The 15253-nt window shown below is 60.0% G+C and carries 11 protein-coding genes; 5 read left to right on the top strand and 6 right to left on the bottom strand.

Translation table 11 applies throughout. The annotated features are described in order from the left end of the window. The first annotated feature begins 161 nt into the window (after positions 1 to 161). The 5 genes from phnR to QLG02_RS18305 all read left to right on the top strand — a co-directional run bounded on the left by phnR (position 162) and on the right by QLG02_RS18305 (position 6533). Complete coding sequence (gene phnR / locus QLG02_RS18285) at positions 162 to 869, top strand: phosphonate utilization transcriptional regulator PhnR (RefSeq protein ID WP_206829906.1); 708 nt, start codon at positions 162 to 164, stop codon at positions 867 to 869. A gap of 120 nt (positions 870 to 989) precedes the next feature. Next, positions 990 to 2009: a putative 2-aminoethylphosphonate ABC transporter substrate-binding protein gene (locus QLG02_RS18290; RefSeq protein WP_282465830.1), complete on the top strand. Its 1020-nt coding sequence runs from the start codon at positions 990 to 992 to the stop codon at positions 2007 to 2009. Between the two features lie 259 nt (positions 2010 to 2268). Continuing rightward, positions 2269 to 3363: a putative 2-aminoethylphosphonate ABC transporter ATP-binding protein gene (locus tag QLG02_RS18295; protein WP_282465831.1), complete on the top strand. Its 1095-nt coding sequence runs from the start codon at positions 2269 to 2271 to the stop codon at positions 3361 to 3363. Then, positions 3360 to 5108, top strand: a complete 1749-nt coding sequence (locus QLG02_RS18300; RefSeq protein WP_282465832.1) for a putative 2-aminoethylphosphonate ABC transporter permease subunit — start codon at positions 3360 to 3362, stop codon at positions 5106 to 5108. The genes QLG02_RS18295 and QLG02_RS18300 overlap by 4 nt, the downstream gene beginning before the upstream one ends. An 18-nt stretch (positions 5109 to 5126) precedes the next feature. Then, positions 5127 to 6533: an FAD-dependent oxidoreductase gene (locus QLG02_RS18305; protein WP_282465833.1), complete on the top strand. Its 1407-nt coding sequence runs from the start codon at positions 5127 to 5129 to the stop codon at positions 6531 to 6533. A 116-nt stretch (positions 6534 to 6649) separates the two neighbouring features. Here the strand turns inward: QLG02_RS18305 and QLG02_RS18310 are convergent, their stop codons facing one another. The 6 genes from QLG02_RS18310 to sucA all read right to left on the bottom strand — a co-directional run bounded on the left by QLG02_RS18310 (position 6650) and on the right by sucA (position 15206). Beyond that, on the bottom strand, positions 6650 to 7105 hold the full coding sequence (locus tag QLG02_RS18310; RefSeq protein ID WP_005300228.1) for a YcgN family cysteine cluster protein: 456 nt from the start codon (positions 7103 to 7105) through the stop codon (positions 6650 to 6652). Between the two features lie 464 nt (positions 7106 to 7569). Beyond that, positions 7570 to 8598, bottom strand: a complete 1029-nt coding sequence (locus tag QLG02_RS18315) for a hypothetical protein (RefSeq protein ID WP_282465834.1) — start codon at positions 8596 to 8598, stop codon at positions 7570 to 7572. Between the two features lie 255 nt (positions 8599 to 8853). Then, positions 8854 to 9726, bottom strand: a complete 873-nt coding sequence (gene sucD / locus QLG02_RS18320; RefSeq protein WP_005300222.1) for a succinate--CoA ligase subunit alpha — start codon at positions 9724 to 9726, stop codon at positions 8854 to 8856. Beyond that, positions 9726 to 10892, bottom strand: a complete 1167-nt coding sequence (gene sucC / locus QLG02_RS18325; protein ID WP_282465835.1) for an ADP-forming succinate--CoA ligase subunit beta — start codon at positions 10890 to 10892, stop codon at positions 9726 to 9728. The genes sucD and sucC overlap by 1 nt, the downstream gene beginning before the upstream one ends. A 223-nt stretch (positions 10893 to 11115) precedes the next feature. Continuing rightward, complete coding sequence (gene odhB / locus QLG02_RS18330; RefSeq protein WP_011705800.1) at positions 11116 to 12303, bottom strand: 2-oxoglutarate dehydrogenase complex dihydrolipoyllysine-residue succinyltransferase; 1188 nt, start codon at positions 12301 to 12303, stop codon at positions 11116 to 11118. Positions 12304 to 12395: 92 nt separating this feature from the next. Further along, entirely contained in the window at positions 12396 to 15206 is a 2811-nt protein-coding gene (gene sucA, locus QLG02_RS18335; RefSeq protein ID WP_043162312.1) for a 2-oxoglutarate dehydrogenase E1 component, read from the bottom strand. Positions 15207 to 15253 lie beyond the last annotated feature (47 nt).

The following is a 15253-nucleotide window of genomic DNA, read 5'->3' on the forward strand; positions in this document are numbered from 1 at the left end:
GTCGGGATCGCGATAATCTAGGAAGCCTGAACAACAGGGGCGATGCTGGTATCTACCAACGCATGTTGATGTCGCCGTTTAACGACCGGGCAGATAACCAGCCCTGCGCCCAGCCCATTGCACAACGCATTGCACAACTCATTGCAAAACCAGGGATTTTCATGAGCAAACCGCAATATCTGCAGATCAAGGATGCCCTCGCCAACCAGATACTGGCGGGGGGTCTGGCCCCCAACGACAAGCTCCCCTCCGAGCGGCTGCTGGGGGAACTCTATGGCACAACAAGGGTCACCATCCGCGAGGCACTGGTGCAGCTGGAGGCGAACGGCCTTATCTATCGGGAGGATCGCCGTGGCTGGTTCGTCACCCCGCCGCGCTTTCGCTTGAACCCCAGACGCACCTCCAACTTTCACCAGATAGTGCGGGAGCAAGGGGGCGAGCCGCGCACCGAGCTGCTGGAGAAAAGCCGCCAGGCGGTGCCACCCGCGTTGATGGCGCAGCTGCAGCTCAAGCCGTTCGACAGCCTGTTTCTGCTAAAACGGCTGCGCTACGCCAACGGGCGCGCCATCTGCTACTGCGAGAATCACTGCCTGCCAGAGCGGGTGCCCGGCCTGCTGGAGCAGGATCTCAACGGCAGTCTGACCGAGATCTATCAGGCCCATTACGATCTCCACTACGCCCGCATGCAGGTGCGCTTCTTCCCCACCGCCCTGCCGGACGAGGTGGCCAAGGCACTGGGGGCCACCGCCGGTCTGCCCGCCCTGCGTCTCGAGCGACTCAACTTCGATCAGCACGGCCGTGTGCTCGACTTCGATCTGGAGTACTGGCGTCACGACAGTCTGGAGATCGAGGTGGATACCCAGGATTAGTCAGGGGCACATCAGGAACGGCAAAACGTCACGGGGCCGTCACGGTCACGTCATAAAGATCCCCTAGCCTCTCTCTCGACCAATCTGGTTTATACCAAACCAATTTAACTGGAGAAGAGGATGAAACAGGGAACCCATCTGCTGGCCGCCGCCGTGCTGGCCGCCACGACAGCCCCGGCTCTGGCCGCCACCGATCTCACCGTCTACACCGCCTTCGAACCGGAGCAGCTCAGCGAGCTGAAAACCGCGTTCGAACGCCAGCATCCGGACATCAACATCAAGTGGGTGCGTGACTCCACCGGCGTGGTCACCGCACGCTTGCTGGCAGAAAAAGCGCAGCCCAAAGCGGATGTGGTATGGGGACTGGCGGCTACCAGCCTGATGCAGCTCGATCAGCAGCAGATGCTCAATGCCTATGCACCGAAAGGGCTGGATAAGCTCGACAGCCGCTTTCGCGACAGCAAGGCCGAGCCGCACTGGATCGGTCTGGACGCCTTCTTCAGCGCCATCTGCTTCAACAAGGTAGAGGCCGAGAAACAGGGGATCCCGGCCCCCACCAGCTGGGCCGACCTCACCAAGCCCATCTACAAGGGCAAGGTGATCATGCCCAACCCCAGCTCTTCCGGCACCGGTTACCTGAGCGTCGCTGGCTGGCTGCAGACCATGGGCGAACAGCAGGGCTGGCAATTTATGAACGGCCTGCACCAGAACATTGACCGTTATACCCACTCGGGCTCCGCCCCCTGCAAGCTGGCCGCCAGCGGCGAGACGGTGATCGGTATCTCCTTCGACTTCCCGGCCACCAGCCTCAAAGCCAAGGGCGCCCCCATCGAGGTGGTGTTCCCGAAAGAGGGCTCAGGTTGGGACATGGAAGCCGCCGCCATCATCAAGGGCACCCCCAAGCTGGAGGCCGCCAAACAGCTGCTCGACTTTGCCGCCACCGAGCAGGCCAACGCCCTCTACAACAAGTCGTTCGCAGTGGTCGCCATCCCGGAGGTGGCCAAGCCCAGAGCCGGCTATCCCGCCAACATCAAGGGCCAGATGATCGACAACGACTTTGGCTGGGCCGCCCGTGAGCGTAACGCCATCCTGGCCCAGTGGAGCGCCAGCTTCGACGGCAAGACCGAAGCCAAGCAGTAAGCGTGAAGGGCAGCGGTTTGTTCACGCCACACACCGCAGCCAATAAACTGCCAGTCGAAGGCCAACAGGTGTTGGCCTTCGTTTTTTGGTTTTAACTTCCCGAGTTTGTATTGCCTTGAATTAGCAACGCCTCACCCATCCACACGCTGCCAAGCCACCTGTTGAGGACCCGTCGTCATCTGACTGTCATCCCTCGATCACCTGACCGTCACACTTCACCCGCAAACTGGTATATACCAAATCAGTAGCGAGTCGAACCATGACCCAGCCCTATCTGGACATTCAACATCTCAACAAGCAGTTCGGTGCTTTTCAGGCCCTCAAGGGGATCACTCTGACCATTGAGCCGGGGGAGTTTATCTGCTTTCTCGGCCCCTCCGGCTGCGGCAAAACCACCCTGCTCAGAGCCATCGCCGGACTGGATCTGCCGGACAGCGGCGAGATCTGGCAAGGGGGGCGCAATATCTCCCGGCTGCCGCCCCAGCAGCGTGATTTTGGCATCGTGTTTCAGTCCTATGCCCTCTTCCCCAACCTGACGGTGGCCCAGAACATCGCCTTCGGCCTTGAGAATCAGGGGCTGGCGCGGGATCTCATCAAGCAGCGGGTCGATCACTGGCTGGGGCTGGTGGATCTCACGGCCCAATCCCACAAATACCCGAGCCAGATCTCCGGCGGCCAGCAGCAGCGGGTGGCGCTGGCCCGGGCGCTCGCCCTCTCCCCCGGCCTGCTGCTGCTGGACGAACCGCTCAGCGCGCTGGATGCGCTGGTGCGCACCCACCTTCGCAGCGAGATCCGCGCCCTGCAGCAGCGCCTTGGCATTACCACCATCATGGTGACCCACGATCAGGAAGAGGCGCTGACCATGGCCGATCGCATCGTGGTGATGGAGGGCGGCCGCATCGTGCAGGTGGGCACCCCGCAGGCGATCTACCACCAGCCTGCCAGCCGTTTCGTGGCAAGCTTTGTCGGCACCATGAACTTCCTCGACACCCTGGTGCTGAGCCCCACTCAGGTGCGCCTCAACGATCAGCCACTGACACTGGCCAACCGGGCCGCGGCCGGCAGCAAATTGCAGGTGGCGATCCGCCCCGAGGCAATCACCCTGAGTGCGCCGAGCGAGCTGTATCTTGGTCAGCACGGCATCGACGCGCAGATCGATCAGGTGGAGTTTCTCGGCGCCGCCCAGCGCCTGATCTGCACCGCCGACACCTATCTGGGCCCCCAGCAAATTCTGGTGGAGCGCCCGACCCACGAGCTGCCCCGCCACGAGCAGGGTGGCTGGCACAGCGGCATGCGCTGCTCGCTGCACTGGCCCGCCGGGGCGATGCAACTGTTTGAAGGAGAGCGCCCATGACTGCCCCCCTCGCGACCTCTTCCCTGTTGCTGCCAGCGACAGCCAGGCACGGCTCCCGCTGGCAGCGGCTTTGTCGCGGCTGGAGCCGGGATCAACTGCTGCAACTGATCCTGCTGGTGCTCGGCATCGCTCTGCTGGTGGGGGGCCTCTTGCTGCCGCTGCTCACCATGCTGCAAAAGAGCCTGCAGGATGAGAACGGGCTCTGGGTGGGCCTTGCCAACTTCAGCGCCTATTTCGACTCCCCTCATCTGGGGCGCACCATCGGCAACACCCTCTGGCTCGGGGTGCTGATCACCGCGCTGGTGGTGACCATCGCCTTTGGCTACGCCTATGCCCTCACCCGCACCTGCATGCCGGGCAAGCCCCTGTTTCGCCTCATCGGCCTTATTCCGCTGTTGATGCCCTCCCTGCTGCCCGCCATCAGTCTGGTTTACTGGTTTGGCAATCAGGGGATCGCCAAGGGGCTGCTCGGCGGCGAGAGCATCTACGGCCCCATCGGCATCGTCATTGGCCTCGGCTTCTGGTGCTTCCCCCACGCCCTGATGATCCTCATCACGGCACTGGGTCAGAGCGACGCCCGCCTCTATGAAGCCTCCCGGGTGCTGGGCAGCAGCGGCTGGCGCACCTTTGTCACCGTCACCCTGCCCACCGCCCGCTATGGCCTGCTCAGCGCCGCCATCGCCGTCTTCACCCTCACCATCTGCGACTTCGGGGTGGCCAAGGTGATTGGCGGCCAGTACAGCGTGCTGGCCACCGACATCTACCGGCAGGTGATCGGGATGCAGAACTTCTCGCTTGGCGCAGTTGCCAGCGTCACCCTGCTGCTGCCGGCGCTCTTGAGCTTTGCACTGGAGCACAGGGTTCGCAGCAAGATGCAGGAGCAGAGCAGCACCAAGGCGGTGCCCTATCAGCCCAAACCCCATCGGCTGCGGGATCTGCTGGCGCTCGGCTGGTGTTCGCTGTGGGCACTGCTGTTTCTGGCGCTGGTCGGGATGGCCGTTTACGGCTCCCTGGTGCAGTTCTGGCCCTACAACCTTGGGCTGACGCTGGATCACTACGCCTTTGACAGCAACAGCGTCTATGGCTGGCAGCCCTTTACCAACACCTTGCAACTGGGCCTCTATACCGCGCTTATCGGCACCGTGCTGGTGATGGTGCTGGCCTGGGCCCAGGAGAAGGGGCGCCACTTTGCATGGCTTCGCCAGTTGCTGCATCTGCTCGCCATGCTGTCGCTGGCGGTGCCCGGCATGGTGCTGGGGCTGGGTTACATCTTCTTTTTCAACGGTAATCCGCTCTTTGGCAGCCTCTACGGCACTCTCTATGGCACTCTGCCGCTGATGGTGCTCTCCTGCGTCATCCACTACTACACCGTGGGTCATATGACGGCCCTGACCAGCCTCAAGCAGTTGCCCAAGGAGCTGGAGCTGGTGGCCATCTCATTGCGCATTCCGCTCTGGAAGGCGTTCTGGCGAGTCACCCTGCCCGCCTCCCTGCCTGCACTGCTGGAGATCTTTATCTATCTGTTCGTCAACGCCATGACCACCACCTCGGCGGTGATCTTCCTCTATTCGAGCGACAGCGTGCTCGCCTCCATCGCCGTGCTCAATATGGAGGATTCCGGCGATACCGCCGCGGCTGCAGCCATGGCCACCCTGATCCTGCTGGCCGCCACCACCGTCAAGCTGCTCCAGCTCTTTTTGAGCCGCGCCCTGCTGGATCGCACCCAGCGCTGGCGCCACCCATAACCTTATCGAGGAGTCATGATGTCCACTCTCCCCTTCTGGCTGGCCGAGGCGCTCGCCGCCGAACAGCCCGCGCCGCCCACGCCACTTCACGGCAACCACGAGGTCGATGTCTGCATCGTCGGTGGCGGCTTTACCGGGCTCTGGAGTGCCATCGCCCTTAAAGAGGCCGAGCCAGCCTTGCGTATCATGGTGCTGGAGAAAGATCGCTGCGGCAGCGGCGCCTCGGGGCGCAACGGCGGCTGTTTGCTCACCTGGTCGGCCAAATACCTGACGTTAAAGCGCCTCTTTGGCGAGCAGCAGGCGGCCTGGCTGGTACAAAGATCCGAGCTGGCGGTGCACGAAATCGCCCGCTTCTGCGAACAGCACCACATAGAGGCGGATCTGAGAGTCGAGGGCACCTGCTACACCGCAACCAGCGAGGCCCAGCGCGGCCTGATGGCGCCGGTATTGCGGGAGCTGAAACACGCCGGTCTTAACCAGTGGCAGGCGATTGAAGAGGGTGAACTGGCGAGCCAGAGCGGCTCCCACGTCCATCTGGAGGGGCTCTACAGCCCCCACGCCGGTTCGGTGCAACCGGCGCTCTTGGTGCGTGGCCTGCTGCGGGTGGCGCGGGAGCTGGGGGTCGAGGTCTATGAGCACTCCCCCATGCAGCGCCTTGAGGCGGGCCAGCCAGCGCGGGTGCAGACACCGCAAGGTGAGGTGCGCGCCCGCAAGGTGGTGCTGGCGCTCAACAGCGCCATGGTGCAGCACTTTCGCGAGTTTCGCCGAAGTATCGTGCTGGTCTCCTCCGATATGGTGATAACCGACCCCGCGCCGGATGCACTGGCCGCCCAGCAACTTGCGCACGGCCGCTCTGTGGTGGATGGCCGCACCTTTGTCCATTACTACCGCTCGACCCCGCAAGGGCGGCTGATGCTGGGCAAGGGGGGCAACACCTTCGCCTTTGCCAACCGCCATCTGGCCGAGTTCGATGCCCCCAGTCGTTATCTTGCCCCTCTCACCCGCACCCTGCGCCGCTTCTTTCCGGCCCTTGCAGAGGTGCCCATCGCCGCCAGCTGGTGCGGTGCCTCCGACCGCTCGGTGGATGGCCTCCCCTTCTTCGGCCATTGGCGAGGGCAGCCCAATATCGTCTATGGCCTCGGTTACTCCGGCAACGGGGTGGCGCAGAGCTGGATGGGTGGCCAGCTCCTGGCGGCCTTGGTGCGCGATGAAGTACGGGAGGAGGACAAGCCGTGGCGCGACTGCGCGCTGGTCAGCGGCCCGCGCGGCTATTTTCCGCCCGAGCCGTTTCGCTGGCTGGGCACCATGGCGGTGCGCAACGCCATCCGGCGCAAGGAGCGGGCGGAAGATGAGAACCGTCCGGTGGACTGGTATGACAAACAGCTGGCCAAACTTGCCGATGCCGCTGGCAAGGCGGACAAATAGACACCTTCACAGCGCTTTGGAAGGAGCCAGAAAGCCGAAGGGGCAGGAGAGTGATGACTCCCCTGCCCCTTCGCAGTTGGTACGGCTCGCGACTGGCCCAATAGACAGGCCTGGCGTTAGCTGGCCCAGGTAATGATGTGATCGATCCAGTCGCCGGCATCCACCTCGTGCACCACCTTGCCGCGCACCGACTGACCAGCCTGGTGCATGGCGCTGCGGCTGCCGGTGATAAGCGGATGCCACTCTGGCAAACTCTGCCCCTCCGCCAGCAGGCGGTAGGCGCAGGTAGAGGGCAGCCAGTCATATTCGGCAATCTTGTCGTGAGTGATCTGCAGGCAGTCCGGCTCTTTTTTAAAGCGATTGCCGTAGTCGGAGCACTGGCAGGTCTTGGTATTGAGCAGGTTGCAGGCCACGTTGGTGAACACCAGCTCCTCGGTGTCCTCGTCGATCAGCTTGTTCAGGCAGCACTTGCCGCAGCCGTCGCACAGGGACTCCCACTCCGTCATGGTCATCTGCTGCAGGCTTTTTACCTGCCAAAAGGGGGCGTTCTGCACGGGTTCACTCTGCTGCATAAAAATTGGCTCACTCAATACACTGACAAGCGCGTGGTTATACGCCCTATGGCCCGATTTTTCAAGGTTGGCGGAAGAACCTTGCTCGCCTACTCACTAGTAGCTATCGGTAAAACAAGGGGAGACAAATAAATACAAGACAACAAATTTTGAAATTCTAATGTTCCCATGATGGGTTGAATTGCCCTATTGAGTATGAGTATCAGACTTTCTTGGTCAAGGCATTACTCTATCAGTAGCCACATCAAACAATTGCAATGTCAAAAATGGCATTTCACTCGAATAAATGGGAAAGCATTAATAATGTTTTTCAAGCATCCAATTACACTGCGGTAATACAACCACAAAAACTGTCAAAATATATTTAAAAAGTTATTGAAATGACTCAGTGGTTCACAAGCCAAACTATAAAACAACCATATGTAATCACACTGTATATGCAGATATGGTCTGTAACTAATTTACTATTTCCTCTCAATCATTTTTTTAAGCTCATCTAATTTTGTCATGGTTGCATAGAATGTTTGATATCCATGGTCTTCTATCTTACCTGTTACGCCCCACGTCGGCACATCTTTAATGTTCTTATTTACAGTGTGAAATTGACCTTCATTGCTCAGGTTGCTTACATAATTGAAAGCTGCTGCCAGTTGTATTTTCTGAGCGCCAGACAAAGTGCTTATTATGTCACTAAATTGAGTGGGCGTTAGCCCTAAACGAGCTTGCACCGTAGCACTAATGCTTCGAGTACTTATATATGCAATTCCTTGCGCCTGCATGACAAATGTTGCTAACTTAGTATCCTTTGGCAAATTCCGATAAATACTGCTGATATCATTTCCCACTAAAAATTGGGATATGCGTAAACCAGACACGATTGTAATCCCACTATTCTGATAGCCACCCTGCCCATCAATTTTCCCATAGGGGTCAGCTTCTACATCGAATCCACCACCGGCTGTGCTGCTCCACTGAAATATAAACGTATTACCATCTGACAACTTTGATAATACTTCCGCCTGTAAAGATTGAAATTCTGACTGAGCAGTAGATGCACTCTCAACCTCCGCCGTGCATTCTTCTTTTCCTGCATTTTGGCAAGTAGCCTTAACAAGCAATTTGGTAACTAAATCTTGTGATTTTTTCTCTAAATTAGTGAGACTGTTTTTAATATCTTTTATTTTTTTACCAGGATTTCCAGTCACGGGGTAGTCATATTCGATGACTTTCGACTTATCTGTACTCAGACATATCATTGAATATGGCACTCGATAACTACTCGCAACACAAGGCATTCCTACAGTATCTATAGGAAGTTGGCCATTTATTGCCAGAAAGCGACTTTGAAATGGAATATCATTAAAGTAAGATGAAATACCACCATCATTTTGAGTCGAACTAGTCAGCTTATCTACTGCACTTAGATTACTAGAACAGCCAGAAATAAGTGCAGAAGAAACACAAAAGAAAAACATACATTTCGAAGTCATCATATTACCTCCTCCAGTAGTATTGACACCAACATCACTTGCAAGCCATAAGAATATAGTTCGCCATTCAGCATGTGCAAATTTTATTATTATGACTGCATCGCTTACATAATGATCTTCAATTCATCGCGCGCAGAGACCAGCGCCCCTTTGAGCTGAGATGTGTACTGAATTAAGTTACGCAGGCGAAAAAACTATCCCTATAAAAAATGCCGCCCCAAGGGCGGCATTTTTATCAGAGATAACAGGCAAAAGAACTTACCAGCCGGTTACTTCACGCAGGGCCTTGCCGATATCGGCTAAGGAGCGCACGGTTTTCACGCCGGCATCTTCTAGGGCGGCAAATTTTTCGGCCGCGGTGCCTTTACCACCGGCGATGATGGCGCCCGCATGACCCATGCGCTTGCCAGCCGGGGCGGTGACACCCGCGATGTAGGAGACCACCGGCTTGGTGACGTGGGCCTTGATGTAGGCAGCCGCGTCTTCCTCGGCGTTGCCGCCGATCTCGCCGATCATCACGATGGCTTCGGTCTGCGGGTCGTTCTGGAACATCTCCAGGATGTCGATGAAGTTGGAGCCCGGGATGGGGTCGCCACCGATACCGACGCAGGTGGACTGGCCGAAGCCCTCGTCCGTGGTCTGCTTGACCGCTTCATAGGTCAGGGTGCCGGAGCGGGAGACGATGCCCACCTTGCCAGGCTTGTGGATGTGGCCTGGCATGATGCCAATCTTGCATTCACCCGGGGTGATGACGCCCGGGCAGTTCGGCCCGATCATGCGCACGCCGGTTTCCTGCAGCTTCACCTTGACGTCCAGCATGTCCAGGGTCGGGATGCCTTCGGTGATGGTGACGATGAGCTTGATGCCGGCATCGATGGCTTCCAGGATGGCGTCCTTGCAGAACGGCGCCGGAACATAGATGACGGAGGCGGTGGCGCCGGTGGCTTCCACGGCGTCACGGACGGTGTTGAACACCGGCAGGCCCAGGTGGGTGGTACCACCCTTGCCCGGGGAGACGCCGCCGACCATCTGGGTACCGTAGGCAATCGCCTGTTCGGAGTGGAAAGTGCCCTGACCGCCGGTAAAGCCCTGGCAGATCACCTTGGTGTCTTTGTTGATCAGAACGCTCATTATTTGGCCTCCGCTGCTTTTACCACTTGCTGAGCTGCGTCAGTCAGACTCGTTGCGGCGATGATATTGAGGCCGCTGTCGGCCAGTTTACGGGCACCCAGTTCGGCGTTGTTGCCTTCCAGACGCACCACCACGGGCACTTTCACCCCTACTTCCTTGACGGCGCCGATGATGCCTTCCGCGATCATGTCGCAGCGCACGATGCCACCGAAGATGTTGACCAGCACGGCTTGTACCTTGCTGTCGGAGAGGATGATCTTGAACGCCTCGGTCACCCGCTCCTTGGTGGCGCCGCCGCCGACGTCCAGGAAGTTGGCCGGTGAGCCGCCGTGCAGGTTAACGATGTCCATGGTACCCATGGCCAGGCCCGCGCCGTTAACCATGCAGCCGATGTTGCCATCGAGTGCCACATAGTTCAGCTCCCACTGGGCGGCGTGCGCTTCGCGGGGGTCATCCTGGGACGGATCGTGCATCTGGCGCAGCTTGGGCTGACGGTACAGGGCGTTGGCGTCGATGTTGATCTTGCCGTCCAGGCAGTGCAGGTTACCCTGGGCGGTGATCACCAGCGGGTTGATTTCCAGCAGGGCGAAGTCGCAGTTCAGGAACATCTGGCCCAGACCCATGAAGATCTTGGTGAACTGCTTGATCTGCTCGCCAACCAGACCCAGTTTGAAGGCCAGCTCGCGGGCCTGATAAGGCTGCGGGCCTACCAGCGGATCGATGGCGGCTTTGTGAATGAGTTCCGGGGTTTCGTGGGCGACTTTCTCAATCTCCACGCCACCTTCGGTAGAGGCCATGAAGACCACGCGGCGCGAACCACGGTCAACCACGGCGCCCAGATAGAGCTCCTTGGCGATGTCGGTGCAAGATTCCACCAGGATCTTGGTGACCGGCTGACCGTTGGCGTCAGTCTGATAGGTCACCAGGTTCTTGCCGAGCCAGTTCTGGGCGAAGGCACGGATCTCGTCCTTGCTCTTGGCCAGCTTGACGCCGCCCGCTTTACCGCGGCCACCGGCGTGGACCTGGCATTTGACGACCCAGGTATTGCCGCCAATCTTGTCGGCCGCTTCGGCCGCTTCCTGCGGGGTGGCACAGGCATAACCTTCGGAGACCGGCAGGCCATACTCGGCAAACAGCTGTTTTGCCTGATATTCATGCAGATTCATAGATGCTCTATCCGTGTTGTAGGTATTTCCGTCCGGGGCTCGTGTTTCTCAATCCCCTGTGAAAGGGGCCAAGGCGGCCCCTCGTTATCTTTCTAATTTCACTTTCACTCAGACGTTCCGTCGGGGCCGGGTTGGCCCCCGCTTGCCGCCGAACGGGAAGTCCGGTGGCAAGCTTGTGGCGCGAGCCGTCAAGCCCACAGGCTTGCCGGTCCGGCCGATTTCTTTAGACGTCCAGCAGCAGACGGGTCGGATCTTCCAAGAGCTCCTTGATGGAGACCAGGAAGCCCACCGACTCGCGGCCGTCGATGATGCGGTGATCGTAGGAGAGCGCCAGGTACATCATCGGCAGGATCTCGACCTTGCCGTCGACGGCCATGGGGCGGTCCTGGATCTTGTGCATGCCCAGAATAGCGCTCTGGGGCGGGTTGATGATCGGGGTGGACATCAGGGAGCCGAACACGCCACCGTTGGTGATGGTGAAGTTGCCGCCGGTCAGTTCATCCACGGTCAGCTTGCCGTCACGGCCCTTGCCGGCCAGGTCTTTGATGGCCTTCTCGATGTCGGCCAGGCTCATGTTGTCGCAGTCACGCAGCACCGGGGTCACCAGACCACGGGGGGTGGAGACGGCGATGCTGACGTCGAAGTAGTTGTGGTAGACGATGTCGTCACCGTCCAGCGCCGCGTTCACTTCCGGGTAGCGCTTGAGGGATTCCACCACCGCCTTCACGTAGAAGGACATGAAGCCGAGCTTGATGCCGTGCTTCTTCTCGAAGATCTCGCCGTACTGCTTGCGCAGCTTCATGATGGGCGCCATGTTGATCTCGTTGAAAGTGGTCAGCATGGCGGTGGTGTTCTTGGCCTCCAGCAGACGCTCGGCGATGCGCTTGCGCAGACGGGTCATGGGCACGCGCTTTTCGGTGCGACCAGCCAGCGGGGCGACCGGTGCAGCCGGGGCCGCAGCGGCAACCGGTGCGGCGGCAGGCTTGTTGCCACCCTTGATGAAGGCTTCCACATCTTCCTTGGTGACGCGACCGCCCTTGCCGGTACCGGTCAGCTTGGCGACATCGATGTCGTGCTCGGCCACCAGGCGGCGCACGGAGGGGCTCAGGCCATCGGCAGCGTCATCGGCCACCGCTTCGACCGGCTTCTCCTTGGTCTCTTCACCGGCCACCGGGGCAGGCTTGAGCATGGCGATCAGCTGGCGGGAGAGCACGGTGGCCCCTTCGCTTTGCAGGATGTCGCCCAGCACGCCGGCTTCCGGCGCCGGCACTTCCAGCACGACCTTGTCGGTCTCGATGTCGACCAGCACTTCATCACGGGCAACCAGATCACCCGGTTTCTTGTGCCAGGTGGCGATGGTGGCATCCGCCACTGATTCCGGCAGGTCCGGTACTTTGATCTCGATAGTCATCTAATCAGTTCCTTGTTACTTCTTGGCCAGCAGGCTTGTTCCAGAGTCGGAGAGGGTCGGCGCAGAGGCGTGCCCTCTCCTTCGCAACGGGTTTATTCCAGGGTCAGCGCGTCTTCCACCAGGGCTTTTTGCTGCTTGGCGTGGACTGACATGTAACCGACGGCCGGTGAAGCCGACGCCGGGCGACCGGCATAACGCAGACGGGCATGGCTTGGCAGCACGCTGTCGTAGTGATGGCGAGTGCAGTACCAGGCGCCCTGGTTCTGCGGCTCTTCCTGACACCAGACGAAGTCGGTGACATGGCTGTAGTCGGCCAGGATGGCGCGCACTTCCTCTTCCGGGAAGGGGTAGAGCTGCTCAATTCGCACCAGCGCCACATCTTGCTGCTCGGCCTTGCGGCGGGCATCGAGCAGGTCGTAGTAGACCTTGCCGGAGCAGAACACCACGCGCTTGACGCCCTTCGGATCCAGCGCATCGATCTCGCCGATGGCGTTCTGGAAGGTGCCTTCGGCCAGTTCTTCGAGCTTGCTCACCGCCAGCGGGTGGCGCAGCAGGGATTTGGGCGTCATCACGATGAGCGGACGGCGCATCGGGCGCACCACCTGACGGCGCAGCATGTGGAACACCTGCGCCGGGGTGGACGGTACGCACACCTGCATGTTGTGCTGGGCACACATCTGCAGATAGCGCTCCAGACGGGCGGAGGAGTGCTCCGGGCCCTGCCCTTCGTAGCCGTGCGGCAGCAGCATGGTCAGACCGCACATCCGGCCCCACTTCTGCTCGCCGGAGGAGAGGAACTGATCCACCACCACCTGGGCGCAGTTGGCGAAGTCGCCGAACTGGGCTTCCCAGATGGTGAGGCCAGCCGGCTCGGCGCTGGCGTAGCCATATTCGAAGGCCAGGACCGCGTTCTCGGTCAGCACGGAGTCGTACACCTCGAATGGGCCCTGCTCGTCGTGCAGGTTGCACAGCGGAGTGTAGGTGCTGGCATCGGTCTGGCTGTGCAGCACGGCGTGGCGGTGGAAGAAGGTGCCACGGCCGGAGTCTTCACCGGTGAAGCGGATGCGCGAGCCCTTGTCCACCAGGGTGGCGTAGGCCAGGGTCTCGGCAAAGCCCCAGTCCAGCAGCTTCTCGCCGGCGGCCATCAGGCGACGGTCTTCATAGATCTTCTCGACCTGGCGCTGCAACACGTGGGTGGCCGGGTACTGGCTGATCCGCTCACCGAGGGATTTCAGATGATCCATCGGCACTGTGCTGTCATAGGCCATGGCCCAGTCGTGACCAAGATACGGGGTCCAGTCGACGGAGTGCAGCTCCATCGGACGCCACTCCTTGCTCACCCGCTCACCGCGATCCAGGGTCTCGCGATATTCGTTGACCAGGGTAGTGGCCAGCTCCTGACTGATGCTGCCTTCCGCCACCAGCTGGTCGGCGTAGATCTTGCGCGGGGTCGGGTGCTGTTTGATCTTCTGGTACATCAAGGGCTGGGTCGCACTCGGCTCGTCGGCCTCGTTGTGACCGTGACGACGGTAGCAGACCAGCTCGATCACCACGTCGCGCTTGAAGGTGTTGCGGTAATCCAGCGCAATCTGGGTCACCAGCACCACGGCTTCCGGGTCATCGCCGTTGACGTGCAGCACGGGGGCCTGCACCGCCTTGGCGATGTCGGTGCAATATTCGGTGGAGCGCAGGTCACGGATGTAAGAGGTGGTGAAACCGACCTGGTTGTTTATGACGATGCGCACGGTCCCGCCCACGCCATAGGCACGGGTCTGGGACATGTTGAAGGTCTCGGCCACCACGCCCTGACCGGCCATGGCCGAGTCGCCGTGGATGGTGATGGGCAGTACGGTCGAGCCGTCCTTGTCACCACGGCGGTCCATGCGGGCTCGGACCGAGCCGATGACCACAGGGTTGACGATCTCGAGGTGAGACGGGTTGAAGGCGAGCGCCAGGTGGACGTTGCCGCCCGGGGTGGCGAAGTCGGACGAGAAGCCCATGTGGTACTTCACGTCACCCGTGCCCCAGGATTCGCCGTGCTTGCCGGCAAACTCGTCGAACAGGTCCTGGGCGCGCTTGCCCAGCACGTTGATCAGCACGTTGAGACGGCCGCGGTGGGCCATGCCGATGACGGCCTCTTTGCAGCCCTGCTCACCGGCGCGACGAATAAGCTCCTTGAGCATGGGCACCATGGCATCGCCCCCTTCCAGGGAGAAACGCTTGGCCCCCGGGAATTTGGCACCCAGGTATTTTTCCAGCCCTTCGGCGGCGGTCAGGCTCTCGAGGAAGCGAGTCTTCTCTTCCAGGGTGTAGCTGCCCGTCCCTTCGATGGATTCGAGACGCTGTTGCAGCCAGCGCTTCTCCTCGGTGGAGGTGAGGTGCATGTAGTCGGCGCCGATGCTGCCGCAGTAGGTTTTCTTCAGCGAGGCATACAGATCGGAGAGCACCATGGTCTCGCGACCGATGGCGTAGGAGCCCACGTTGAAGGTGGCCTCCATGTCTGCGCCCTGCAGGTTGTGAAACGCAGGATCCAGTTCGGCAACGGTTTCACGCGCCCAGAGGCCGAGCGGATCCAGATTGGCGTTTTGATGGCCACGGAAGCGGAAGGCGTTGATCAGCTGCAATACCCGCACCTGCTTGGCATCCACTTGCGGATCGGAGACGGGGGCACTGTAGCGGGAGGGATCCTTGGCCAGGCGACGGAAATAATCGCGGACTCGGGAGTGAGGTTGTTCTATCGCATGGCCATTGACCTGGGGCAGCGAGCTAAACAGGCTGCGCCACTCTTCGGCTACGGACTCGGGGTCTTCCAGGAAGGATTCGTACAAATCCTCAATATAGCTTGCATTCGCACCAGCCAGGTGAGATGACTCCAACCAGGCCTTCATCACGCCGTTATGCATTTCTATCCCTTGTACATCTTGTTCACTGCAGCGCAGCTTGTAGGGTT

Source organism: Aeromonas sp. V90_14, from assembly GCF_029967615.1.
GTDB lineage: Bacteria > Pseudomonadota > Gammaproteobacteria > Enterobacterales > Aeromonadaceae > Aeromonas > Aeromonas hydrophila.